21 protein-coding genes and 1 tRNA gene are annotated in these 20,913 nt (G+C 69.6%); 12 read left to right on the top strand and 10 right to left on the bottom strand.

The window, feature by feature from the left end; translation table 11 throughout:
• The first annotated feature begins 18 nt into the window (after positions 1 to 18).
• Both KL788_RS05610 and KL788_RS05605 read left to right on the top strand, forming a co-directional pair.
• On the top strand, positions 19 to 1,338 hold the full coding sequence (locus tag KL788_RS05610; protein ID WP_293169291.1) for an NAD(P)/FAD-dependent oxidoreductase: 1,320 nt from the start codon (positions 19 to 21) through the stop codon (positions 1,336 to 1,338).
• A 37-nt stretch (positions 1,339 to 1,375) separates the two neighbouring features.
• Positions 1,376 to 1,449: transfer RNA gene (locus KL788_RS05605), tRNA-Leu, on the top strand.
• 12 nt (positions 1,450 to 1,461) lie between these two features.
• Here KL788_RS05605 and KL788_RS05600 read toward each other — a convergent pair.
• The gene (locus KL788_RS05600; RefSeq protein ID WP_293169289.1) at positions 1,462 to 3,414 is read right to left on the bottom strand and encodes a hypothetical protein; all 1,953 of its coding nucleotides are present in this window, start codon (positions 3,412 to 3,414) and stop codon (positions 1,462 to 1,464) included.
• A 151-nt stretch (positions 3,415 to 3,565) separates the two neighbouring features.
• Between KL788_RS05600 and KL788_RS05595 the strand changes: the two genes are divergently transcribed.
• Entirely contained in the window at positions 3,566 to 4,132 is a 567-nt protein-coding gene (locus KL788_RS05595) for a LemA family protein (protein ID WP_293169287.1), read from the top strand.
• A 27-nt stretch (positions 4,133 to 4,159) separates the two neighbouring features.
• The gene (locus KL788_RS05590) at positions 4,160 to 5,038 is read left to right on the top strand and encodes a M48 family metalloprotease (protein WP_293169285.1); all 879 of its coding nucleotides are present in this window, start codon (positions 4,160 to 4,162) and stop codon (positions 5,036 to 5,038) included.
• Here the strand turns inward: KL788_RS05590 and KL788_RS05585 are convergent.
• Entirely contained in the window at positions 5,035 to 6,258 is a 1,224-nt protein-coding gene (locus tag KL788_RS05585) for a winged helix-turn-helix domain-containing protein (RefSeq protein ID WP_293169283.1), read from the bottom strand. The genes KL788_RS05590 and KL788_RS05585 overlap by 4 nt on opposite strands.
• 102 nt (positions 6,259 to 6,360) lie before the next feature.
• On the opposite strand from KL788_RS05585, the gene ilvA reads away from it, so the two are divergent.
• Positions 6,361 to 7,602: a threonine ammonia-lyase gene (gene ilvA / locus KL788_RS05580; RefSeq protein ID WP_293169281.1), complete on the top strand. Its 1,242-nt coding sequence runs from the start codon at positions 6,361 to 6,363 to the stop codon at positions 7,600 to 7,602.
• On the opposite strand, the gene greA is transcribed toward ilvA, so the two are convergent.
• Both greA and KL788_RS05570 read right to left on the bottom strand, forming a co-directional pair.
• Positions 7,599 to 8,096, bottom strand: coding sequence for a transcription elongation factor GreA (gene greA, locus KL788_RS05575; protein WP_293169279.1), 498 nt, complete (start codon positions 8,094 to 8,096; stop codon positions 7,599 to 7,601). The genes ilvA and greA overlap by 4 nt on opposite strands.
• Positions 8,097 to 8,162: 66 nt before the next feature.
• Positions 8,163 to 8,609, bottom strand: a complete 447-nt coding sequence (locus tag KL788_RS05570; protein WP_293169278.1) for a DUF4307 domain-containing protein — start codon at positions 8,607 to 8,609, stop codon at positions 8,163 to 8,165.
• Positions 8,610 to 8,720: 111 nt separating this feature from the next.
• Here KL788_RS05570 and KL788_RS05565 point away from each other — a divergent pair, with 111 nt between their 5' ends.
• A complete protein-coding gene (locus KL788_RS05565) occupies positions 8,721 to 9,068 on the top strand; it encodes a hypothetical protein (protein ID WP_367120420.1) in 348 nt (115 codons plus the stop codon).
• Here KL788_RS05565 and trhA read toward each other — a convergent pair.
• Entirely contained in the window at positions 9,033 to 9,785 is a 753-nt protein-coding gene (gene trhA, locus KL788_RS05560) for a PAQR family membrane homeostasis protein TrhA (protein ID WP_293169276.1), read from the bottom strand. The genes KL788_RS05565 and trhA overlap by 36 nt on opposite strands.
• A gap of 85 nt (positions 9,786 to 9,870) precedes the next feature.
• Here trhA and KL788_RS05555 point away from each other — a divergent pair, with 85 nt between their 5' ends.
• From KL788_RS05555 to KL788_RS05545, 3 genes are all read left to right on the top strand, one after another.
• The gene (locus tag KL788_RS05555; RefSeq protein ID WP_293169274.1) at positions 9,871 to 10,653 is read left to right on the top strand and encodes an isoprenyl transferase; all 783 of its coding nucleotides are present in this window, start codon (positions 9,871 to 9,873) and stop codon (positions 10,651 to 10,653) included.
• A gap of 8 nt (positions 10,654 to 10,661) precedes the next feature.
• Entirely contained in the window at positions 10,662 to 11,783 is a 1,122-nt protein-coding gene (locus KL788_RS05550; protein ID WP_293169272.1) for an aminotransferase class V-fold PLP-dependent enzyme, read from the top strand.
• Between the two features lie 242 nt (positions 11,784 to 12,025).
• The gene (locus tag KL788_RS05545) at positions 12,026 to 13,321 is read left to right on the top strand and encodes a PhoH family protein (protein WP_293173186.1); all 1,296 of its coding nucleotides are present in this window, start codon (positions 12,026 to 12,028) and stop codon (positions 13,319 to 13,321) included.
• Positions 13,322 to 13,330: 9 nt separating this feature from the next.
• Here KL788_RS05545 and KL788_RS05540 read toward each other — a convergent pair whose 3' ends face one another.
• On the bottom strand, positions 13,331 to 13,609 hold the full coding sequence (locus KL788_RS05540; protein WP_293169270.1) for a helix-turn-helix transcriptional regulator: 279 nt from the start codon (positions 13,607 to 13,609) through the stop codon (positions 13,331 to 13,333).
• 105 nt (positions 13,610 to 13,714) lie between these two features.
• On the opposite strand from KL788_RS05540, the gene KL788_RS05535 reads away from it, so the two are divergent.
• The 3 genes from KL788_RS05535 to KL788_RS05525 are packed head-to-tail and all read left to right on the top strand — an operon-like array spanning position 13,715 to position 17,744.
• Complete coding sequence (locus KL788_RS05535; protein WP_293169268.1) at positions 13,715 to 15,052, top strand: proton-conducting transporter membrane subunit; 1,338 nt, start codon at positions 13,715 to 13,717, stop codon at positions 15,050 to 15,052.
• Positions 15,049 to 17,424 (top strand): DUF2309 domain-containing protein, encoded by a 2,376-nt coding sequence (locus tag KL788_RS05530; protein ID WP_293169266.1) that lies wholly within the window; start codon positions 15,049 to 15,051, stop codon positions 17,422 to 17,424. Before KL788_RS05535 ends, KL788_RS05530 begins: the two co-directional genes overlap by 4 nt.
• Complete coding sequence (locus KL788_RS05525) at positions 17,421 to 17,744, top strand: P-II family nitrogen regulator (RefSeq protein WP_293169264.1); 324 nt, start codon at positions 17,421 to 17,423, stop codon at positions 17,742 to 17,744. Before KL788_RS05530 ends, KL788_RS05525 begins: the two co-directional genes overlap by 4 nt.
• Before the next feature lie 127 nt (positions 17,745 to 17,871).
• On the opposite strand, the gene KL788_RS05520 is transcribed toward KL788_RS05525, so the two are convergent.
• The 4 genes from KL788_RS05520 to KL788_RS05505 form a co-directional block, all read right to left on the bottom strand.
• Complete coding sequence (locus KL788_RS05520) at positions 17,872 to 19,275, bottom strand: class II fumarate hydratase (protein WP_293169262.1); 1,404 nt, start codon at positions 19,273 to 19,275, stop codon at positions 17,872 to 17,874.
• 44 nt (positions 19,276 to 19,319) lie between these two features.
• Positions 19,320 to 19,958: a carbonic anhydrase gene (locus KL788_RS05515; RefSeq protein WP_293169260.1), complete on the bottom strand. Its 639-nt coding sequence runs from the start codon at positions 19,956 to 19,958 to the stop codon at positions 19,320 to 19,322.
• 65 nt (positions 19,959 to 20,023) lie between these two features.
• A complete protein-coding gene (locus tag KL788_RS05510) occupies positions 20,024 to 20,653 on the bottom strand; it encodes a DUF4245 domain-containing protein (RefSeq protein ID WP_293169258.1) in 630 nt (209 codons plus the stop codon).
• A 4-nt stretch (positions 20,654 to 20,657) separates the two neighbouring features.
• Positions 20,658 to 20,912 (bottom strand): exodeoxyribonuclease VII small subunit, encoded by a 255-nt coding sequence (locus KL788_RS05505; RefSeq protein ID WP_428846111.1) that lies wholly within the window; start codon positions 20,910 to 20,912, stop codon positions 20,658 to 20,660.
• Position 20,913: the final 1 nt, after the last annotated feature.

Below are 20,913 nucleotides of genomic sequence, written 5' to 3'. Positions count from 1 at the left end.
CCTAGGAGTGCTTTTTCCGTGCCCAGAATTCTGATCGTCGGTGGCGGCTATGCCGGTTTCTACACCGCTCTGAAGCTCGAGAAGCAGCTGCGCCGTGGCGAGGCCGAGGTCATCATGGTCGACCCGCTGCCCTACATGACCTACCAGCCCTTTCTGCCCGAGGTCGCGGCGGGTTCTGTCGAGCCCCGCCACGCGGTCGTCTCGCACCGCAAGCACCTGAAGCGCACCACGGTCATCACCGCCGCCGTCACCGGCATCGACCACGCGGCCAAGACCGCCACCATCACCCCCGAGCTGGGCGAGCCCTACTCGATCGACTACGACCACATTGTCGTCACGGCCGGCTCCGTCTCGCGCACCTTCCCGATTCCGGGTGTGGCCGATGTCGCCATCGGAATGAAGTCGATCGAAGAGGCCGTCGCCGTGCGCGACCGGCTCATCGACAACTTCTCGCGCGCCGCACTGCTGCCCGCGGGCCCCGAGCGCGACCGCCTGCTGACGGTCGTCGTCGTCGGCGGCGGCTTCGCCGGCATCGAGACTTTCGCCGAGCTGCGCAGCCTCGCGAGCGCTCTGCTCAGCGAGTACCCGGGCCTCACGCTCGACGACACGCACTTTCACCTCATCGAGGCGATGGGCCGCATCATGCCCGAGGTCTCGCTCAAGACCAGCCATTGGGTGCTCAAGAACCTCGCCCAGCGCGACGCGATCGTGCACCTCGACACGCAGCTCACGAGCGCGGTCGACGGCCGTATCGAGCTGTCGACGGGCGAAGTTTTCGAGAGCGACATCGTCATCTGGACGGCGGGCGTTATGGCCCACCCGATGATGCGCGGCACCGACCTGCCGCTCGACGATCGCGGCCGCATCCGCACCCAGCCCGACCTGCGCATCCACGACGACAACGGCGTTGTCGAGGGTGCCTGGGCGGCCGGCGACGTCGCTGCCGTTCCCGACCTCACCGGTGGGGGAGTCGGCGGCTTCTGCGTGCCCAACGCCCAGCACGCCGTGCGCCAGGGCAAGCAGATGGCGAAGAACCTCGTCGCCGTGCTGCGTGACGAGTCGCCGCGCGACTACGTGCACCAGAACATGGGCGCGGTCGCGGGCCTCGGCCTCTGGGTCGGCGCCTTCCAGTGGCGCAACGTCGGCATCACCGGCTGGCCCGCCTGGATCATGCACCGCGGCTACCACGGCCTCGCGATTCCGATGTGGGAGCGCAAGCTGCGCGTGTTCACCGCCTGGGTCGGCCACTTCTTCCTCGGTCGCGACATGGTGAGCCTCTCGGCGCGCGAGCAGCCGCAGGCCTACTTCCAGAAGTTCGCCTCGCGCCCCAAGGCCTGAACGCTAAGGCACTGAGCCGATCTAGGCTGGGGCCTGCGCCCCGGTAGCCCAATTGGCAGAGGCAGGCGACTTAAAATCGCCGCAGTGTGGGTTCGAACCCCACCCGGGGTACTCAGCACGGCGCTAACGCAGCACCGGAGCGACCCATCGCACCCACACGGTGACGGCGACGAGTACGGCGCCGAAGGCGGCCGTGAGCAGCAGCAGCGCCACGACCGGGAACGCCGGGCCGGAGGCGAAGATCGCGCCGACGAGCGACGCCGAGACGAGAGCGACGGCCGCCCAGGCGGGTCGAGACGCTGCGTAGAGGATGCGGCCCGGCAGCGGGCCGATCGGCAACAGCAGCATGAGCAGCGAGCCGAGCCCGCCGAGCGCCATCGCGGCCGCGGTCTCTGACCACAGCGACATCCAGAAGCCCGTGCTGGGGGTGAGCAGGTCGTGCGCCGCCCAGCCGAGCAGGGCGAGGGCCGCGACACCGCTCGTCTGGGCGACGGCGACGCCCGCGCGTGCCCGGCGGCTCGAGCCGAGCACGGCAGCCGCGGCGATGAGCACGCCGACGAGCAAGGGCGGCTGCAACTCGCCGAAGCGCGAGCCGAGGGCCAGCACCAGAGCGGCCAGGAGAATGCCGGGCAGCAGTCGCACGCCGACGCGCACGCGGGCCACGCGCCCGGCGATGCGCGCCGGCAACAAGACGCCCACGATATTGAGCAGCATGAGGCCGAGGCCGATCGCCGCCATGAGGCGCACGTAGCGCACCTCGGCGTCGATGCCGCCCGAGAGCGCGGCGATGATCGCCGCCCCGCCGAGCGTCGCCGCGGCGACGAGCACCGGTGACAGGGTGCGGGTCGGCGGCTCCTCGACCTCGCCCAGACGATTGCGCCCCGTGAAGCGCAGGCGCGCGGCGAGCGGGCGCGGCCGCACGTGCGTCGCGAACCATCGCAGGGGCAGGGCGAGCAGCAGCAGGTAGGCGAGCCCGGCGAGCGGCGCGAGCAGCCACCCGCCGCGGTCGATCACCTCGGCCGCGGTGGGCAGCGAGCCGCCGAAGCCCGTCGCCGTGCCCCAGTTCGAGGTCACGGGGTCGGGCGCGGGCGGAGCATCGGGCGGCCCGGGCAGCGAGGGCGCGGGCGCGGGTAGCGTCGGCGATGTGTCGGGGCTCGGCTCGGCGTCGGGCTCGGCCGGGTTGGGCGGGGGCGGCGCGGGTGCGGCGGGTCGCTCGTAGCGCACCTCGACGCGTGCGCTCGCGGCACTGAAGTTGCCGGCGGTGTCGCGCTGCAGCGCCTGCACGTTCCAGGTTCCCGGGCGCGGCCACTGCAGCGGGCACGCCCAGCTGCCCGACGACGTCACGGTCGTCTCGCACGCGAGGCCGCCGTTGACGAAGACCTGCAGCAGAGCATCCCGTTCGCCGCCCCCGCGGGCCGTGACTGTTGACAGCGTCGTCGTACCCGGGCTGGGCGAGGTGATCGTCGGTCGCGGCGGGGGAGTGCGGTCGATGTTCGCGGTGACGGCACCCGAGAAGGCCGACGACTCGGGGCCGAGCGACGCGAGCGACTGACGTGCACGCACCTGGTACGAGCCGCTGGGCAGATCGACCACGCACGACCAGAACCCACTGCCGAGCGCCGGGGGGCACGAGTGAGCAGCAGATCCGGCCGGCCCTGTCGATGAGAGTTCGATATCGGCGCCCGCCTCGGCCGTGCCACTGAACCGCCCGGTCGTCGTCATCGTCGAGCCTGCGCCATCGATGGTCGGGGCCGCGAGCACTCGCAGTGCCAAAGGTGTCATCGGCTCGACCGAGTCATCGGCGAGCGTCTCGTCGCCTGTGAACTCGACGACGCCGTTGGGCACCGAGATGCCCGAGCAAGTGAAGGTCTCAGCGGCCGCATCGCCGACGGTGCACACCACGGAACCATCGCGTCGGATCACGAGCGTGCTTCCCGCGTCTTTGCTACCGGAGATCGTCACGCTCGACGCCGACACGAAATCATTGGGCGGGATGTCGAAGGCCGCCGCGGCGGCCGCCGGCTGCGCCGGAACGACGGTGAGCACCGCCGAGGTCAGGCCGCCGAGCGAGAGCACGACGACCCATCTCCTCAGGCGCGACGGTGCGCGCGGCGTCGGGTGCGCCGCGCGTGTCCGCATCCCGCACCCCCTGTTTATGGCCTGTCGCTGGCCATTCTCCCAGCAGAGACCCTGTCGGCGCTGGCAGGCCGGCCCTATGCTGTGAACTATGGAATTCCTGGTAATCGTTGGTGTGCTTGTTCTGCTCGTCGTCGTGGCGGGCATCTACCTCTGGGCGACCTACAACTCGCTCGTCACGCTCAACGTGCGCGTCGACGAGGCGTGGAGCGACATCACGGTGCAGCTCAAGCGCCGCGCCGACCTGCTGCCGAACCTCATCGAGGCGGTCAAGGGCTATGCCGCGCACGAGAAGCAGGTCTTCGAGAACGTGACGAAGGCCCGCGCCGAGACCCTCAGCGCCCAAGGCCCCGCCGAAGCGGCCGCTGCCGAGAACCACATGCAGCAGGCGCTCAAGAGCATTTTCGCCGTGGCCGAGGCCTACCCGCAGCTGCAGGCGAGCCAGAACTTCTTGCAGCTGCAGGGCGAGCTCGTCGACACCGAAGACAAGATTCAGGCGTCGCGCCGCTTCTACAACGGTGGCGTGCGCGAGCTCAACGTGAAGATCAAGCAGTTTCCGAACACGCTCTTCGTGCGGGGCCTGGGCTTCACCGAGCGCGACTTCTTCGAGGTGGCCGACTCGGCCGCGATCGCTGAGCCGCCGCGCGTGCAGTTCTAGCACGCCGACCCCCGGCAGGAATCTCACGTGTATCGCGCGATAGCCGCGAACAAGCGCAACACGGTGTTCATCATCGTGCTGTTCGTCATCATCATCGGCCTGCTCGGGCTCGTCGCCGACTACCTCTACGGCGGCGGCTTCAGCATCTTCATCGGCACGCTCGTGGGCGCCACGATCTACACCGTGGTGCAGTACTTCGCTGCCGGGTCGCAGGCGCTCTCGATTTCGGGCGCCAAGCCCATCACGAAGGCGGAGAACCCGCGCCTCTACCGCATCGTCGAGAACCTCGCGATCACCGAAGGTCTGCCGATGCCGCGCGTCTACGTCATCGACGACCCGGCGCCGAATGCGTTCGCCACCGGCCGCGACCCGAAGCACGCGAGCGTGGCCGCCACGACCGGGCTGCTCGAGATTATGACCGATCGCGAGCTCGCCGGGGTCATGGCCCACGAGATCGGGCACGTCAAGAACTACGACATCCGCGTCTCGACGATCGTCTTCGGGCTCGTCGTCGCCGTCGGCTTCATCGCCGACGTGCTGCTGCGTATGGCGTTCTGGGGCGGTGGCAACCGCAACGGCGGCAACCCGATCATGCTCGTGCTCGGCCTGCTCGCCATGATCATCGCGCCACTCGTGGCGGCGGTCGTGCAGGCCGCGGTGTCACGTCAGCGCGAGTACCTCGCCGACGCCACTGGGGCCCTCACCACGCGCGACCCCGAAGCTCTCGCGAGCGCGCTGCAGAAGCTCGGCGACTACGCCCGGCCCATGCGCCGCCAGAACTCGACCATGGCGCACCTCTACATCAGCGACCCGATGAAGCCGGGCGTCGTCGACCGCATGTTCCAGACACACCCGCCCATCGCCGACCGAGTCAAGCGCCTCATCGAGAACGCGAACCGCTTCTAGGTCTGCTGGGCGAGGGCGGCGCGCACTTCGGCCGCCGCGTTGCCCCAGAGGGGCTCGGTCACGATCACTTCGCCGAGGCCCTGCCACGCGGATGCTCGCCGCAGCACGGGCGCCACTCGCGCCGCGAGTTCCGAGGCCGAACCCCCGGGCTCTACCCACGCGCTCTGCACCCGCAACACCCCCGACTGCCGGTCGCTCTTGAGGTCGATGCGCCCGAGCAGCCGATCGTCGACGAGCACGGGCAGCGTGTAGTAGCCGAACTGCCGCTTCGGCGCGGGCGTGTAAATCTCGATGCGGTAGTGAAAGCCGAACATGCGCAGCGCGCGGTCGCGGCTCCACACCACGGGGTCGAACGGCGAGAGCAGCGAGGTGGTCTCGATACGGCGCGGGATGCGCGCGCCCGGCACGATGAACGCTGGCAGCGGGCGGCCCGCTCCGCTGCGCCACCCCTCCACCTCGACCTGCTCGACCTCGCCGGCGGTGAGCAGCGCCCGGAGGGCATCCGTCGTCGGGGCGATCTTCAGCCGGAAGTAGTCGGCGACGTCACCCACGGTGCCCACGCCCAGGGCCCGCACGCTGCGCAGCACGAGCTCGCGCTCGGCGTCGGCCCGCGGCACGACCTCGGCGTGCAGAGCGGCGAGCCCCACCTGCTCGGGCAGTGCGTAGACGCGCGAGAAGCCGCGCCGACCGCCGCTCACCACGTCGCCGAACGCGAAGAGGTACTCGAGGCCTTCCTTGACGTCGCTCCAGCCCCACCACGGACCGCGTCGCTCTGTCGCGGCATCGTGCTCGACGTCGCTGACGGTCATGGGGCCCTTCGCCGCGAGTTCGGCGAGCAGCCAGTCGAGCATCGCGGTGTTCTCGCGCACCCACGCGCTCTTGAGCGTGAACCGCTCGCGCAGCGCATCGCGCTTCCAGCCCCACAGCGGCCAATCGTCGCGACGGATGATCGCCGCCTCATGCGCCCAGTACTCGGTGTAGCGCCCACGACGCGCGAAGATCGCCGCATCGAGGTGGCCGCGGTCGTAGGAGCCGAGGCGCGCGAAGAGCGGCAGGTAGTGCGATCGCTCGAAGACGTTGACCGAGTCGAGCTGCAGCACCTGCAGGCGGTCGATCGCCGCGGTCAGCTGCCGCGTGCCGACGGTGGAAGGGTGCGGACGGTCGAAGCCCTGCGCGGCGAGCGCGAGGCGGCGGGCCTGAGCGGCAGACAGTCGCGTCACGGGTCTGACAGTACCCGGCAGGTGCGACGCGGCTCAGGCTCGTAGACTGGCGCAGTGCCTGGGTCTACCAGGCCGCCCCCCCTTCTTCACGCAGGAGCGCGCATGACGATTCCGCTCACCCTCGCGGGCCCGACCCTCGCTGAGGTCGAGGCCGCCCGCGTCGTCGTCAGCCGGGTGGCCGAGATCACACCGATGGAGACCTCGCGGTACTTGAGCGAACTGCTCGGCACCTCGGTGCATCTCAAGTGCGAGAACCTGCAGCGCACAGGGTCGTACAAGATTCGCGGCGCGTACAACCGCATGTCGCAGCTCTCTGACGAGGAGAAGGCGCGCGGCGTCGTCGCCGCGAGCGCTGGCAACCACGCCCAGGGTGTCGCCTTCGCGGCTCGCGAGCTCGGGATTCCGGCGACGATCTTCATGCCCATCGGGGTCGCCCTACCCAAGCTGCAGGCCACGCGCGCCTACGGTGCCGAGGTCGTGCTGCGCGGGCACACGGTCGCCGAGCCGCTGCGTGCTGCGCAAGAGTTCGCCGAGCGCACGGGTGCCGTCTACATTCCGCCCTTCGATCACAGCGACGTCATCGCGGGGCAGGGCACGCTGGGGCTCGAGATTCTCGACCAGGTGCCCGACCTCGAGACCATCATCGTGCCGATCGGCGGCGGCGGACTCATCTCCGGTGTCGCGAGCGTCATGAAGCGGCGCGCGGCCGAGCAGGGTCGCGAGATCAGGGTCATCGGCGTGCAAGCGGCCAACGCCGCCCCTTACCCGATCTCGCTCGCGGCCGGCGAGCCGACCGAGATCTCGATCAGCCCGACGATCGCCGACGGCATCGCCGTGTCGAAGCCGGGCAAGCTCAACTTCGCGATCATCCGCGACGCGGTCGACGAGGTCGTCACGGTCGACGACGACGCGATCGCCAAGGCGATGCTCGTGTTGCTCGAGCGCGCCAAGCTCGTCGTCGAGCCCGCGGGCGCCGTCGGCGTCGCGGCGATCATGACGGGGGCCGTGAAGGCCTCGGGTGAGACCGTCGTCGTGCTCTCGGGCGGCAACATTGACCCGCTCATCATGGAGCGCGTCATCTCGCACGGGCTCGCCGCCTCAGAGCGATACCTCAAGCTGCGCATCCCGCTGCCCGACCGCCCCGGCCAGCTCGCCCGCACCTCAGAGATCATCGCCGACCAGAACGCCAACGTCGTCGAGGTGCTGCACACTCGCCACGGCTCAGGCCTCGCCATCAGCCAGGTCGAACTCGAACTGCACATCGAGACTCGCGGGCCCGAGCACGCCGACCAGGTGTTGGGGGCGTTGCGTGACGCGGGGTATGACCCCCGCGTCGACTTCTAGCCCGTGTAGGTCGCGACGTCGACGATCGTGACGGCGATCTCTTTGCCGTTCGGCGCCGTGTACGACACGGTGTCGCCGATCTTGTGGCCGATGATGGCCTGGCCAAGCGGGCTCTGCTCGCTGTAGACGTCGATGTCGCTGTCGTCGCCGACGATCTCGCGGCTGCCGAGCAAGAAGCGCTCGTCGTCGCCGAGAATCGTCGCGGTGACGACCGTGCCGGGCTCGACCACGCCGTGCGCGGAAGGAGCCTCGCCGACGACCGCGTGACGCAGCAGCTCGGTGAGGGTACGAATGCGGGCCTCGATCTTGCCCTGCTCGTCTTTCGCGGCGTGGTATCCGCCGTTCTCTTTGAGATCACCCTCGTCGCGCGCCGCCTCGATGCGCTTCGCGATGTCGTTGCGGCCCTCGGTCGAGAGGTGGGTGAGCTCGGCCGAGAGGCGGTCGTGCGCCTCTTGGGTCAGCCACTGCGTGGTGGAACCGGTGCTGTCGCTCATGGAACATGCCTCCTGACACAACGGAACCGGCCCGCGGGCCGGTTCCGTCTTTCGATTCCGGCGAGTTTACGCGAGCCAGCACCGATACGGCAAAGCGGTGACGGGGGGTTCCGCTGTGCGGATGGTCTCGATAAAGACGCGCGTGCGCTCGTCAGAGGCGCCGAGGTCGACGATGCGCCAGCCGACGATGCCGAAGCTCTCGTTGAGCGCCTGGATCGCGCAGGTCACGCTCTCGCCAGGAGCGGCCGAGACCTCCCACCGCACATCGATGGAGGTGTCGGTCACTGCTGAGTACCCCAGCTCTCGGGTTTCGATCGTGGCGTTGGTGCCCGAGAGGCCGCCCCACACGACCCAGGCCGTGAACACGATCGAGAAGATCACGCCGGCGACGATCATCAGGGTGCGCGTGCGACGCTCGGCGCCGGGAGTGCGCCCGTAGCGCTCGTCGAGGCTCTGCCGCTGCGCGGTGTGCGTGTGCTCGGTCAGCTGAGCCTCGCTCTGTGTCGCACTCATCGTGCAGTCACCCCTTCAGCCTGACTCGGTACCCTGTGATCACAGCGTAGAGCGCGCAGGTCAGGGTTGGCTTGACCGCGGCTGAGCGCCACCCTCGTGAGGAGCATCCGCGTGATCGTTTTCGGCCTGGCCTCGTTGCTGGCACCGATGGGCATCGGCCCCAACCCGATCGATGAGCCCGGCACCCCGCCGGGCTTCGACCCCGACACGGTGACACCCGGCGTCGCAGGTTTCGTAGCGATCGCCCTCGTCGCGATCGCCGCAATCTTTCTCATGGTCGACATGTCTCGCCGCATCCGACGCGTGCGATACCGCGGCGAGATTCGCGAGCGCATGGAGGCCGAGCAGCTGATGGCCGAACAGCTCATCGACGAGAAGCAGATGGTGGCCGAAGGCGGCCCCGCCGAGCCCGACCCGGCAGCGCTAGCCGCCGAACGGCGGGTCGATCGCGACCAGTAGCACCGCGGTCCAGTGGCAGAGAAACGCGATGACCGTGAGCGTGTGGAAGATCTCGTGGAAGCCGAACACGCCCGGTCGGGGGTTGGGCTTCTTCATCGCGTAGACGATCGCGCCCGCCGTGTAGGCGAGCCCGCCGACGATGACAAGCACCATCATGGCGACGTTTGCCGCGAAGAGGTCGCCGAGATAGAGAACGGCGGCCCAGCCGAGCATGACGTAGAGCGGCACGTACGCCCAGCGCGGCGCCGAGATCCAGAACACGCGAAACCCGATGCCGATGAGAGCACCCGCCCACACGAGCACGAGCAGCAAGTAACCCTTCTCGGGCGGCAGCGCCATGATCGACAGGGGTGTGTAAGTGCCGGCGATGAGCAAGAAGATGTTGGCGTGGTCGAGGCGCTTGAGCAGCACGCGCGTGCGGTCGGGCCAGTTGAATCGGTGGTAGGTCGCCGAGATGCCGAACAGCAGCAGCGATGAGAAGACGAAGACAGCGCTTGACCACCGCGCGGCTGCGCTATCGCCGACCGCGATCAGCACGAGCCCCAGCACGATCGCGAGGGGAAAAGTGCCGGCGTGAATCCACCCGCGCCACGTGGGCTTCTGGTCGAGGTCGTGGTACTCGATTGACTCGTCGAGCAGGGGAATGTTCGGAATATCCGTGCCCTCCTCCTCGTCGACAGCAGCCGGGTCGTTCTCGCGGCGGGGGGCAGAGGTCATGGCCCGATGATACGGGAGCCACATCGGCTCGGCCACGGCGTGAGAGGCAGGGCACAACTCGGGCGGGGCCGACTACCCTGGGCCTGTGCGATCGTCGAGAACTGTGCGGGGTCGTGGCCTGCTCTATCAGCTGTACATGCGGCGGCTGCGTCGTCAGCTCGCCGACGCCACGCACCCTCGGCACGTCGCCATGATCATCGACGGCAACCGTCGGTGGGCCCGCCAGTACGGCGGCACGACCGACCACGGGTACCGGGCCGGTGCTGACAAGATGCGCGAGTTCCTCTCGTGGTGCGACCAGGCGGGCATCGGCGTCGTGACTTTGTACTTGCTCTCGACCGACAACCTCGCAGGCCGCGACTCGACCGAGCTCACGGGCCTCATGCGCATTATCGGCGTGCTCGCTTCTGATCTTTCGTCGATCGACCAGTGGCGGGTGCAGCACGTGGGTAGCCGCGACGGCTTGCCGCGCGACCTCCTCGACGAGCTCGACGCCGCCGAGCAGCGCGGCGCTGGCAAGACGGGCCTGCACATCAATCTCGCCGTGGGGTACGGCGGTCGGCGCGAGATCGCCGACGCCGTGCGCGCGATCGTGCATCATCACGCCGAGAGCGGCGGCACCCTCGACGAGCTCGCTGAGCTTGTCACCCCCGAGAAGATCGCCGAGCACCTCTACACGGGCGGGCAGCCCGACCCCGACCTCGTCATTCGCACCTCGGGCGAGCAGCGGCTGAGCGACTTCATGCTCTGGCAGAGCGCGCACAGCGAGTTCTACTTCGTCGAGGCGCTCGGCCCCGATCTGCGCGAGGTCGACTTCTTGCGCGCGCTGCGCGACTTCTCGCGTCGGCAGCGCCGGTTCGGGCAGTAGGTGCTGCGATGAGTGAGATCGACGACTACGCATCGGGGTTCTCTGACGACCCCGGCTACCTCGACTTCGCCCGGCTCGCGCCGATCGGCGACGCTGCAGCCGCCGAATCGCGAGCCATGGTCGACCTCATGACTCGTGCCCGCTTCGGCTCGTTCGCCGCAATCGACGAACAGGATGCGCGGGTGCGCGAGGCGGCCGCCGCCCTCGTGCGCAAGCGCCCCGACCAGATCGTCTTCCAACCCAGCACGAGCCAGGCGCTCATGCACGTCATGTTCGGGCTCACGGGGGGAGTCGCGGCGTCATCGGGCGAGTTTCCGGCCGTCGGCTACGCCATGACTCGCGCGGCCGAGGCCCTCGGCGTGCTCGTGCCCCACACGATCACGCCCGAGCACGAACGGGTGACGCCGGGCGTCGTGCGCGACCAGCTTGCCTCATCGGTCGTGGCCGTGGTCGTGAGCCTCGTCGACTATCGCACGGGCCACCTCGTCGACCTCGAGGGCATTCGGCAGGTCATTGGCGACCGTCTGTTGATTGTCGACGCCATTCAGGGAGCGGGCATCGTGGATGCTCCGTGGGAGCTCGCAGACGTCATCGCCTCGGGCGGCCAGAAGTGGCTACGAGCCGGTCAGGGCACCGGGTTTCTGGCGCTGAGCGATCGGGCGCTCGAACAGCTCACGCCCGTCTGGTCGGGCTGGACCGCGCACGCGGGTGAGGGGGTGGTGCACGAGGTGCTGCAGCCCGCCGCCGATGCGAGCGCGTTCAGGGTGGGGTACGCCGATGCCGGCGCGCAGGCTCGACTGGCCGGTGCGGTCGAGGCCGTGCTGCGTGCTGGCGTGCCCGCCATCCGATCGGTCGTGATCGAGCGCACCGCGCAGCTGATGCAGATCGCCGACGACGCGGCCATCGAGGTCGTGTCGCCGCGCGGCGATGTCGAACGGGCAGGCATCGTCACGCTCGCGCCGCACCCCGAGGCGGTCAGCGCCCTCGCCGCCGCCCTGCACAACCACGGGGTCTCGGCGACCGTGCGTGACGGTCGCGTGCGGCTCTCGGCCCACGTCTCGACGACCGACGAGACCTTCGACATGCTGCGCGCGGCGTTCGCCGAGTTTCAACCGCTCGCCCGGGGCTGACCGCGCACGTTACGGCTCGGTGGCCGTGGGCGTGTCGCGGCGACGTGGCGCCCGCACAGGCCTAGCGTCTGAGATATCGGGCATCGCGCCCGATCGGGACGGCCGGAAAGAGCGTCCTCGCGACTGCCGGCCGCACCGCACACAACAGGTCCGGGGTCGCCCGCGTCCCCGGGGATGGAGCACCGGTGGCTGCTGCGAAAACCTCCCTTCAGAACCCGTCGACGTCGACCGGCCGCAAGGAGGTGGGGCAGCGCACCTATGTGCTCGATACGTCGGTGCTGCTGAGCGACCCGAAAGCGCTCTTCCGGTTCGCCGAGCATGCCGTCGTGCTGCCGGTCGTCGTGATCACCGAGCTCGAAGCGAAGCGCAACGACCCCGAGATCGGCTACTTCGCCCGCCAGGCGCTGCGCAACCTCGATGAGCTGCGCGTGCAGCACGAGCGCCTCGACTTTCCGATCGCCGTCGGCGAGACGGGCGGGTCGCTGCGCGTCGAGCTGAACCACTCGAGCCAGTCGGTGCTGCCGAGCGGTCTGCAGTTGGGTGACAACGACTCGCGCATTCTCGCCGTGGCCATGAACCTCGCCAATGATGGTCTCGACGTCACGGTCGTCTCGAAAGACCTGCCGCTGCGGGTCAAGGCCTCGTCGGTCGGCCTCGCAGCTGAGGAGTACCGCGCCGAACTCGCGGTCGACAGCGGCTGGACGGGCATGGCCGAGGTCTCGCTCTCGAGTGACCAGATGGCCCAGCTCTACGACCGCGAAGTGCTCGCGACGCCCGAGGTCGAGTCGCTGCCCATCAACACCTCGCTCGTCATCCAGAGCGATCGCGGTTCGGCTCTCGGCCGTGTCGCGACCGCGGGCGAGATCGCGCTCGTGCGGGGCGACCGCGATGTCTTCGGCCTGCACGGCCGTTCTGCCGAGCAGCGCCTCGCCATCGACCTGCTCATGGACCCTCAGGTTGGCATTGTCTCGCTCGGCGGCCGCGCCGGCACGGGCAAGTCGGCCCTCGCCCTGTGCGCGGGCCTCGAGGCGGTGCTCGAGCGTCAGCAGCAGCGCAAAATCATGGTCTTCCGGCCGCTCTACGCTGTGGGCGGTCAAGAGCTCGGCTACCTGCCGGGTGACGCGAGCGAGAAGATGAACCCCTGGGCGCAAGCGACGTTCGACACTCTGGGCTCGGTGGTCTCGCAGAACGTGCTCGACGAGGTGATCGATCGCGGGCTGCTCGAGGTGCTGCCGCTCACTCACATTCGCGGGCGCTCTTTGCACGACGCCTTCGTGATCGTCGACGAGGCACAGTCGCTCGAGCGCAACGTGCTGCTCACGGTGCTCAGCCGCATTGGCCAGAACTCGAAGGTCGTGCTCACGCATGACGTCGCTCAGCGCGACAACCTGCGGGTCGGCCGGCACGACGGTGTCGCGAGCGTCATCGAGACGCTCAAGGGACACGCCCTGTTCGGGCACATCACCCTGACCCGCAGCGAGCGCAGTGCCATCGCAGCCCTCGTGACCGAGCTGCTCGAGGGCAACGAGCTCGCCTGATCGGCGGGGTCAGGATCGCTGGGCGACCGCCTGTAGCAGTTCGCCCACAGTGTGCGACTGCTCGAGCGGGTGCCGTAGCGGCTCGCCCGTGATGACGCGATAGCGGTTGCGGCGTCCGTCGCGCTCTTTCTCGAGGTATCCGCCCGAGATGAGTTCGGCGACGATGCGCTGCGTGGCGCGTTCGGTGATGCCGACGAGCTCGGCGATGTCGCGCATGCGCAGGTCGGGGTTCTCTGACAGGCACACGAGCACGTGCGAGTGATTCGTCAAGAACGTCCATTCGGCCACGGTGCCACTGTACGACGCGACGGCCTTGTGCATCGGACATGATTCGTGCGATTCACTTTACACGATTTGAAAGACGTGTATTGTGATGCGCGAAAGGAGGTGCTCATGCCCGCTCTCGACCTCGGCACAGACCTCTGGCGCCTCGACGCGGTCTCGATCCTGTTGCTCGTGCTCGTGGTCGGCATCGCCGCCGCCGTGCTGCCCTACGCGCACCGCTCGCTGCGCGGCGATCGGCACGGCCGCGGTGTGACGGTCGCGATCGGGGCAATGCTCGTCGCGACCGCGCTCGTGAGCGTCGCCGGTCCGATCTGGATGCTCGCCCTCGCCTGGAGCGCCGCCACCGCCGCGACGCTCGCCGCTCTCGGGCTCGGGGGAGGAGCCCGCGCGCTGGCTCGGGCCACCCCCTGGTTGCTGGTTTCCGATGCCGCGCTGTGGGGCGCAGTGGCTCTCATGCTCTCCGGCGTAGAGGGCGACGCGACCGCCCTGCTGCTCGTCGGGGCGGCGGTGGTGCGCTGTGCCCTGCCGCCTGCGCACTCCTGGCTCGTCGACTCGCTGCACGCTCCGACGCCCGTCAGCGCCGCCCTGCACGGAGGCATCGTCAACGGCGGCGGCATCCTCATCATCACCCAGTTCGCCGTGGTCGGCTCGAGTGCGCTGGCGGTTTCCGTGCTGGCCGTACTCGGTGGGCTCGCCGTCGTGGTCGGTGTGCTCGCCGCCCTCATGCGCACCGACATCAAGGGTCGGCTCGTGATGTCGACGGTGGCGCAGATGGGCTTCATGCTGCTCGTCGCAGCCCTCGGCCTCACCGCGGCGGCCCTGCTGCACCTCGTGGCGCACGGCCTGTACAAGAGCGCCCTCTTCCTCTCGTCGAACGACGGCATCGACCGCAGGGCGACCGAACGCCGCGCGCCGCGCGCCCTGCCCCTGCGCTCGTTGTCGCGCTCCGCGCGCTCCGGCATCGGAGCGCTGCTGCCGGTCGCCGCCCTCGCACTTGCCGCTCTCGCGGTGTATCCGGGAGGCCGAGGCGCGGCAGAGCTGCTCGTGCTCGTGGTGCTGGCGGCGGCGTTCGGCATCGTGGGGGCCCAAGCCACCGCGATGATGCCGGGCACAGTGCAGGCTGTGCTTGCAGCGTTCGCGGTCGCCGGTGCCGCCGTGCTCTTCGTGTTGCTCACCTCGGCCCTCACGGGGCTCATCGGCAGGTCGGCCTCGAGTGCGGGAGGCGGGGCTGTCGTGGCGATCGGGGCTGTCTGCCTGCTCGCCGTGGGCGGCATCGCGATGGTGCGGCGCTGGGCGCCGCACGGCACGGTCGGCCTGGCGCTGCTCGCGCTCGGGCACGCGACGGGAGCACCGCGCACGAGCCGATCGCCCGATCTGCGGCGCGAGCACGCAGCCACCGCAGAGTTCTCCCCTGCGACCGCTACCGCGAACGGAGCCCGCGCATGATCGCCCCTGCCCCTGCCACTACCCCCGCCTCGGGAGCCCGCGCCCTCCGGGTGCGCGCGCGCGCCGAGATCGCCGCGAACGTCATCGCCGCCTATTACGGGCTCGATGCTGCGATCGCCGTGAACCCCGTGCTGCCGTCGCTCGGCGATGGCTTCACGGCAGCACTCTCGCACGCTGCGCCGGCGGTCGGTGCGCGCGGAGCTCTGACCGAGCAGCAGTTCCGCGCGCACCTCGCATCGGGCCGCATCGCGCGCTCTGAGCTCGCGGCGAGCATCCGGCGACGCAGCACGGTCGCACACGGTGATGACGCGGCCCTCGTCGAGAGCTTCCTGGCGGCTGCGCCGCGCGAGCCTGGCCACGAGCGGTCGGCCGAACATGCACTGAGCGCGGTCGACGAGCGGCTCGCCCGCTGGTGCCGCGCCGCTCTGGCGCCCGAGGCGGCGGCGTGGCCCGTTCCTGTCGAGAGACTCGGCTTCTACCGCGCCTGGCGTGAGGTGAGCCGCCGTGATCCCTCGCTGTCTCGCCACCAGCGCCGCAGAGTCGCCGACCTCCCTGACTCGCCCGACGCGGCGCTCGCCGACGTTCTCGAGCGCCTCGGGGTCGTCGATGACGATCAGCTCGACCGCTTGCGTACCGAACTCGCGCAGCTGCCCGGATTCGCGGCCTACGTGCGATGGCGAGCGATGACGTCGGGCGACGTCGGCGTCGTCGATCTGCTCGCCGTGCGCCTCGGTCTGGTGTGGGCGCTCGGCGAGCCCCTCGCCGCCCCGCGCGACGTACCTAAGGTCGACGTCGACCGCGTGCTGATCTGGCAGGAGGCCTTCGAAGCGGCCCCGCATCGGCAGGTTCTCGATAGCCTCTCGACTGCCGGCAGTGCGACGCTCGACGCGGCAGCGCACCTCGTGTTCTGCATCGACCCCCGCAGCGAGGGCATGCGCCGTCACCTCGAGCGCACGGGGCCGTATGCCACCACGGGGTTCGCCGGGTTCTTCGGCATCGCGGCGCTCGTCGAGCCCCTCGCCGCATTGGAGCCCTCGGCATCGTGCCCGGTGCTGCTGACCCCGCGCCACCTCATCGCCGAGCGGCCCGCACCGGGGGCATGGCCCGCAGCCGGGCGCTTCGTCGGCCGAGGCGCGGTCGGGCGCGCGCTGCGCTCTGCCCTGAAGTCTCCGGATGCGCTGGCCGGCGCTCCGCTGGGATGGGCTGAGGCGAGCGGCTGGGTGCTCGGCCCGAGCGCCGTCGCGCGCAGCGTGCTCGCGGGTCGTACTCTGGCGCCCTCGCGCCCCGACGACCCGCGCACGGGCGTGTCGACACTGTTCGACATCGACTCTGCGCTGACGCCTGAGGCGCAGGTCGACACCGCCGAGGTGATCATGCGCACGATGGGCATGGTCGACGGCTTCGCCCCGATCGTCGTCTTCGTCGGGCACGGCACCTCGACGACCAACAACGCGTTTCGCACGGCGCTCGACTGCGGAGCCTGCGGCGGGCACCGCGGGGCGCCGAACGCACGTATCGCCGCGGCGCTACTCAACGCCCCCGTCGTGCGGACTGGGCTCGCCGAGCGCGGCATCAGCATCCCGCCTGACACGCTCTTCCTCGCCGGCGAGCACGACACGGCGACCGACGTGGTCACGATTGCCGACCTCGAGCGCGTTCCGGAAGACCGTCGGGCAGAGGTCGAGCGGCTACTCGCCGACACCCGGCGCGCAGGCGACGAGCTCGCCCGGGAGCGGGCGGTCGAGCTACCCGGAGCGGGCAGCGGTTCGAGTCGCGCCGTGGCGCGCCGCTCGCGCGACTGGGCGCAGGTCTACCCGGAGTGGGGTCTGGCTCGCAACGCGGCCCTCATCATCGGGCCTCGCTCGCTGTCGGCCGGAGCCGACCTGCACCGACGCGTCTTCTTGCACTCGTACGAACCCGACCACGACCCGCAGGGCGTCGCGCTCGAGACGATCCTCACCGCCCCGCTCGTCGTGGCGCACTGGATCAACGCCCAGTACTTCTACTCGTCGGTCGACCCCGAGGTCTTCGGCGCCGGCACCAAGACCGTGCACAACCTCGTGGGCGGGGCTGGAGTGCTCTCGGGCCCCTCGGGTGACCTGCGTCTGGGGCTGCCGTGGCAGTCGGTGGGCACGCGCTCTGGATTGCACCATGAGCCGGTGCGCCTTCTGGTGGTGGTGGATGCTCCGCGCGAGCGCATTGAGCGCATCGTTCGGCAGGCCGATGTCGTGAACGACCTCGTACACGGGCAATGGGTGATTCTGGTGCGACCCGGCGAGAGCGCGGGAGAGTGGGAGCGGTGCACGGCGGCCGGATGGCAGCCGTGGATGATGGAGCCGGGTTCCGGCGCAGAGCAGAAGGAGGCGGCATGAGCCGCGAAGCATTGACCAAGATGACCAAGATCGAGGTCGTGGCGCGCACCGTCGACGCCGACGCGGTGCGTCGCCAGATCGTCGCTGCGGGCGCCACCGGCTATACGAGCTTGCCGGCCGTGACCGGTCTCGGGCACCACGGTGCCCACGAGGGCAGGCAGCTGTTCAACGACCGCGATGCGCTCACCCTCATCATCACCGTGGTGCCTGACGATCGCGCCGACGACCTCATCGAGGGTCTGCGATCGCTGCTCGACCTCACGGCTGGCGTTATGTTCGTCTCCGACACCTTCGTGAGCCGGCCCCACTACTTCCGCTGACGCGACGCAGATGGCCGGGCTACGCTGGGCCTGCGGTCCGTGTCGGATGCCCGCGAACGCTTCTCGAACCGGTGGTGCGGATCAGGAGACTCAACGACTCCGACGCGGACCGCTTCGGTGGTGAGGTCTAGAGACCGGGAGCGGTCATCTTCAGCACGTCGAGCGCGCTGTCGAGTTGCTCGAGCGTGACCTCGCCGCGCTCGACGAAGCCGAGGTCGATGACTGCTTCGCGAATCGTGAGCCCCTCGGCTACCGAGTGCTTGGCGATCTTCGCGGCGGCCTCGTAGCCGATCACCCGGTTGAGCGGGGTCACGATCGAGGGTGAGCTCTCGGCGAGAGCCCGCGCGCGGTCGAGGTTGGCCTCGAGACCCGACACGGTCTTGTCGGCGAGCACGCGCGTCGAGTTCGCCAGCAGGCGGATCGATTCGAGCAGTGAGGTTCCCATGACCGGGATGGCCACGTTGAGCTCGAACGAGCCTGAGGCACCGGCCCACGCGATCGTGGCGTCGTTGCCGATGACGCGCGCGCAGACCATGAGCACTGCCTCAGGAACGACGGGGTTGACCTTGCCGGGCATGATCGACGAGCCGGGCTGCAGGTCAGGAATGTGCAATTCGGCGAGACCCGTGTTGGGCCCGGAGCCCATCCAGCGGATGTCGTTGCAGATCTTCGTGAGAGAGACGGCGATCACCCGCAGCGCGCCGGAGGCCTCGACGAGACCGTCGCGTGCTCCCTGGGCCTCGAAATGATCGAGGGCCTCGGTGATCGGCAGACCCGTCGACGTGGCGAGCTCGGCGATGACTTTCTGCGAGAAGCCGAGCGGGGTGTTGATGCCGGTACCCGTTGCCGTGCCGCCGAGCGGCACTTCGGCAACGCGCTCGATCGTCGAGCGCACGCGCGCGACGCCGAGCCGCACTTGCCGCGCATAGCCCGCGAACTCCTGACCGAGGGTCACCGGCGTCGCGTCCATGAGGTGCGTGCGGCCCGCCTTGACCGCGGTCTTCCAGAGCTCGGCCTTCACCTCGAGGGCTTCGGCGAGGTGCTCAAGAGCCGGAATCAGGTCGCGCAGCAGAGCGTCGGTCACGGCGAGGTGCACCGAGGTCGGAAAGACGTCGTTCGACGACTGCGAGGCGTTCACGTGGTCGTTCGGGTGCACGGCGAGCGCATCGGTCGACGCGAGCGTCGCGAGTACCTCGTTCATGTTCATGTTCGAGCTCGTGCCCGAGCCGGTCTGGTAGGTGTCGACGGGGAACTGGTCGTGGTGCTGACCCGCGATGATCTGATCGGCGGCGCCGACGATGGCGTGCGCGAGCGCAGCATCCAAAATTCCCAGCTCGGCGTTGACGAGAGCAGCGGCGCGCTTGATCTGCGCGAGCGCGACGATCTGCCCGGGTTCGAGGCCCGAGCCCGAGATCGGGAAGTTCTCGACGGCGCGCTGCGTCTGCGCGCGGTAGAGAGCGCTGCGCGGCACGCGCACCTCGCCCATGGTGTCGTGCTCGATGCGGAAGTCGGCGTCGGTCGTGTCGCTCACGGCAGTGTGATCCTTCTGGTCTGGAGGGGTGTGCGGTTCGCGGGTCAGAGTCGACCCAGCGCGACGTCGGGCACAACGCGGCCTTCGAGCAGCCGGTAGTTCGCGCCGACGATGCCCAGCGTACCGGCGGCGACCTCGTCGCTGATCAGCTCGCTCGCCGCGAGCAGAGCCCCGACGGTGTCGCGCAGGTGCTGTCGGCCGACCTCGTGCGCGTCGAGCGCCGCTGTCGTCGTCGTGCCAGCGGCGAGCCGCACGCGCTCGACGGCGGGAGCGATCTGATCGACGATCCCCTGAATGTGCACGGGCAGCGGTGGGGCGTCAGGCGTCTCGGCGTCGATGGCGGCCTTGACCGCGCCGCACTCGTCATGCCCGAGCACGACGATGAGGGGCACGCCGAGCACCGCGACCGCATACTCGAGCGAGCCGATGACGCTGTCGCTGATCACCTGACCCGCGTTGCGTACGACGAAGAGGTCGCCGAGACCCTTGTCGAAGATGATTTCGGCGGCGAGGCGCGAGTCGCTGCACCCGAAGAGGGCGGCGCGGGGCGCCTGGGCGGCGGCGAGCTCGCCGCGACGGTCGACGTCTTGTCGTGGATGCTGGGGCTCACCGGCCACGAACCGCTCGTTGCCGCGCAGCATCTCGTTCCAGACCTTGTCGGGCCGGGGTCTCTCGTTCGTCATCACGCTCCTGCCAGACGCTCAACGGTCGGGCCTAGGGTCTCAGCCGAGATACGAGCGTAGCCGCCTCAGTCGATGGTGGCAGGCAGATCGGCGGCGACCGCCGTGGCGAGCAAGGCGAAGTCTGCATCGACCGCGGTGCCGTAGAGCACGATCGTGCTGCTGCCGGTCTCGGTCACGAGGGCGTACTCGCGCAGGCCGACGCCGTCGACACCGCGTCGATCGAAGCGCTGCCAGGTCAGGCCCGCGATGTCGATCTCGTCGCCGTCGCCCGCGTTGCGCAGCGTGTCGCGCAGCCACGTGGGGTTGGCGTCGAAGCCCTGCACCAGGCCGATGAAGGTGTCGTCGGCGGTGATGAAGCCGATCGTCCACTCGTCGACGCCGCCCGAGCCCGCCAGCTCGGCGCGGTTCGCGACCCACGTCGGCGGCACGATCGGTGCCGCGACGGTCTCGCCCAGGCTCTGCTCGGCCTCGCCGGCGGCCGCGAGGTGGTCGATGACGAGGGGTGCCGGATCAGGGCGCACGACGACGAGCACGAGAAACAGCACGATGCCGAGAGATGCGGCGATCGAGAGTGCGAGGTTCTTGGCGGTCTGATTCGAGCGCCGTCGCCGTCGGGCTTCGGCTATGCGGGCCGCCTTCTCGTCGGGGGTCTCGGGCCTGCCGAGCTCGGCGACGACGGGAGGTTCTTCGGGCATGCGGTCAGCCTTCGACCGCAGCGCGCGCGGCATCGAGCCGCTGCTTCGCACCGATGAGCCACTCTTCGCAGCGTCGGGCGAGCGCCTCGCCGCGCTCCCAGAGAGCGATCGACTGCTCGAGAGTCGCGCCGCCCTGCTCGAGCTCGGTCACGACCTTCACGAGCTCGTCGCGCGCCTGTTCGTAGCTGAGGCCCTCGGTGTCGAGATCGCCGGCAGACGCAGCGGGGTCAGCGGCGTTGTTCGGGGTCACGGTAGCCATG

It is taken from the genome of Microcella sp. (assembly GCF_019739195.1).
In the GTDB taxonomy this organism is placed as follows: domain Bacteria; phylum Actinomycetota; class Actinomycetes; order Actinomycetales; family Microbacteriaceae; genus Microcella.
The sequence above is the reverse complement of the archived record's forward strand: the minus strand, read 5'-3'. Positions and strand labels throughout refer to the sequence as shown.

Coding starts and splice junctions, on each gene's coding strand:
- KL788_RS05595 (WP_293169287.1), top strand. CDS start 3,566: ATGGAATTCCTGGTAATCGTTGGTGTGCTTGTTCTGCTCGTCGTCGTG.
- ilvA (WP_293169281.1), top strand. CDS start 6,361: ATGACGATTCCGCTCACCCTCGCGGGCCCGACCCTCGCTGAGGTCGAG.
- greA (WP_293169279.1), bottom strand. CDS start 8,096: ATGAGCGACAGCACCGGTTCCACCACGCAGTGGCTGACCCAAGAGGCG.
- KL788_RS05570 (WP_293169278.1), bottom strand. CDS start 8,609: ATGAGTGCGACACAGAGCGAGGCTCAGCTGACCGAGCACACGCACACC.
- trhA (WP_293169276.1), bottom strand. CDS start 9,785: ATGACCTCTGCCCCCCGCCGCGAGAACGACCCGGCTGCTGTCGACGAG.
- KL788_RS05550 (WP_293169272.1), top strand. CDS start 10,662: ATGAGTGAGATCGACGACTACGCATCGGGGTTCTCTGACGACCCCGGC.
- KL788_RS05535 (WP_293169268.1), top strand. CDS start 13,715: ATGCCCGCTCTCGACCTCGGCACAGACCTCTGGCGCCTCGACGCGGTC.
- KL788_RS05530 (WP_293169266.1), top strand. CDS start 15,049: ATGATCGCCCCTGCCCCTGCCACTACCCCCGCCTCGGGAGCCCGCGCC.
- KL788_RS05525 (WP_293169264.1), top strand. CDS start 17,421: ATGAGCCGCGAAGCATTGACCAAGATGACCAAGATCGAGGTCGTGGCG.
- KL788_RS05515 (WP_293169260.1), bottom strand. CDS start 19,958: ATGACGAACGAGAGACCCCGGCCCGACAAGGTCTGGAACGAGATGCTG.
- KL788_RS05510 (WP_293169258.1), bottom strand. CDS start 20,653: ATGCCCGAAGAACCTCCCGTCGTCGCCGAGCTCGGCAGGCCCGAGACC.
- KL788_RS05505 (WP_428846111.1), bottom strand. CDS start 20,912: ATGGCTACCGTGACCCCGAACAACGCCGCTGACCCCGCTGCGTCTGCC.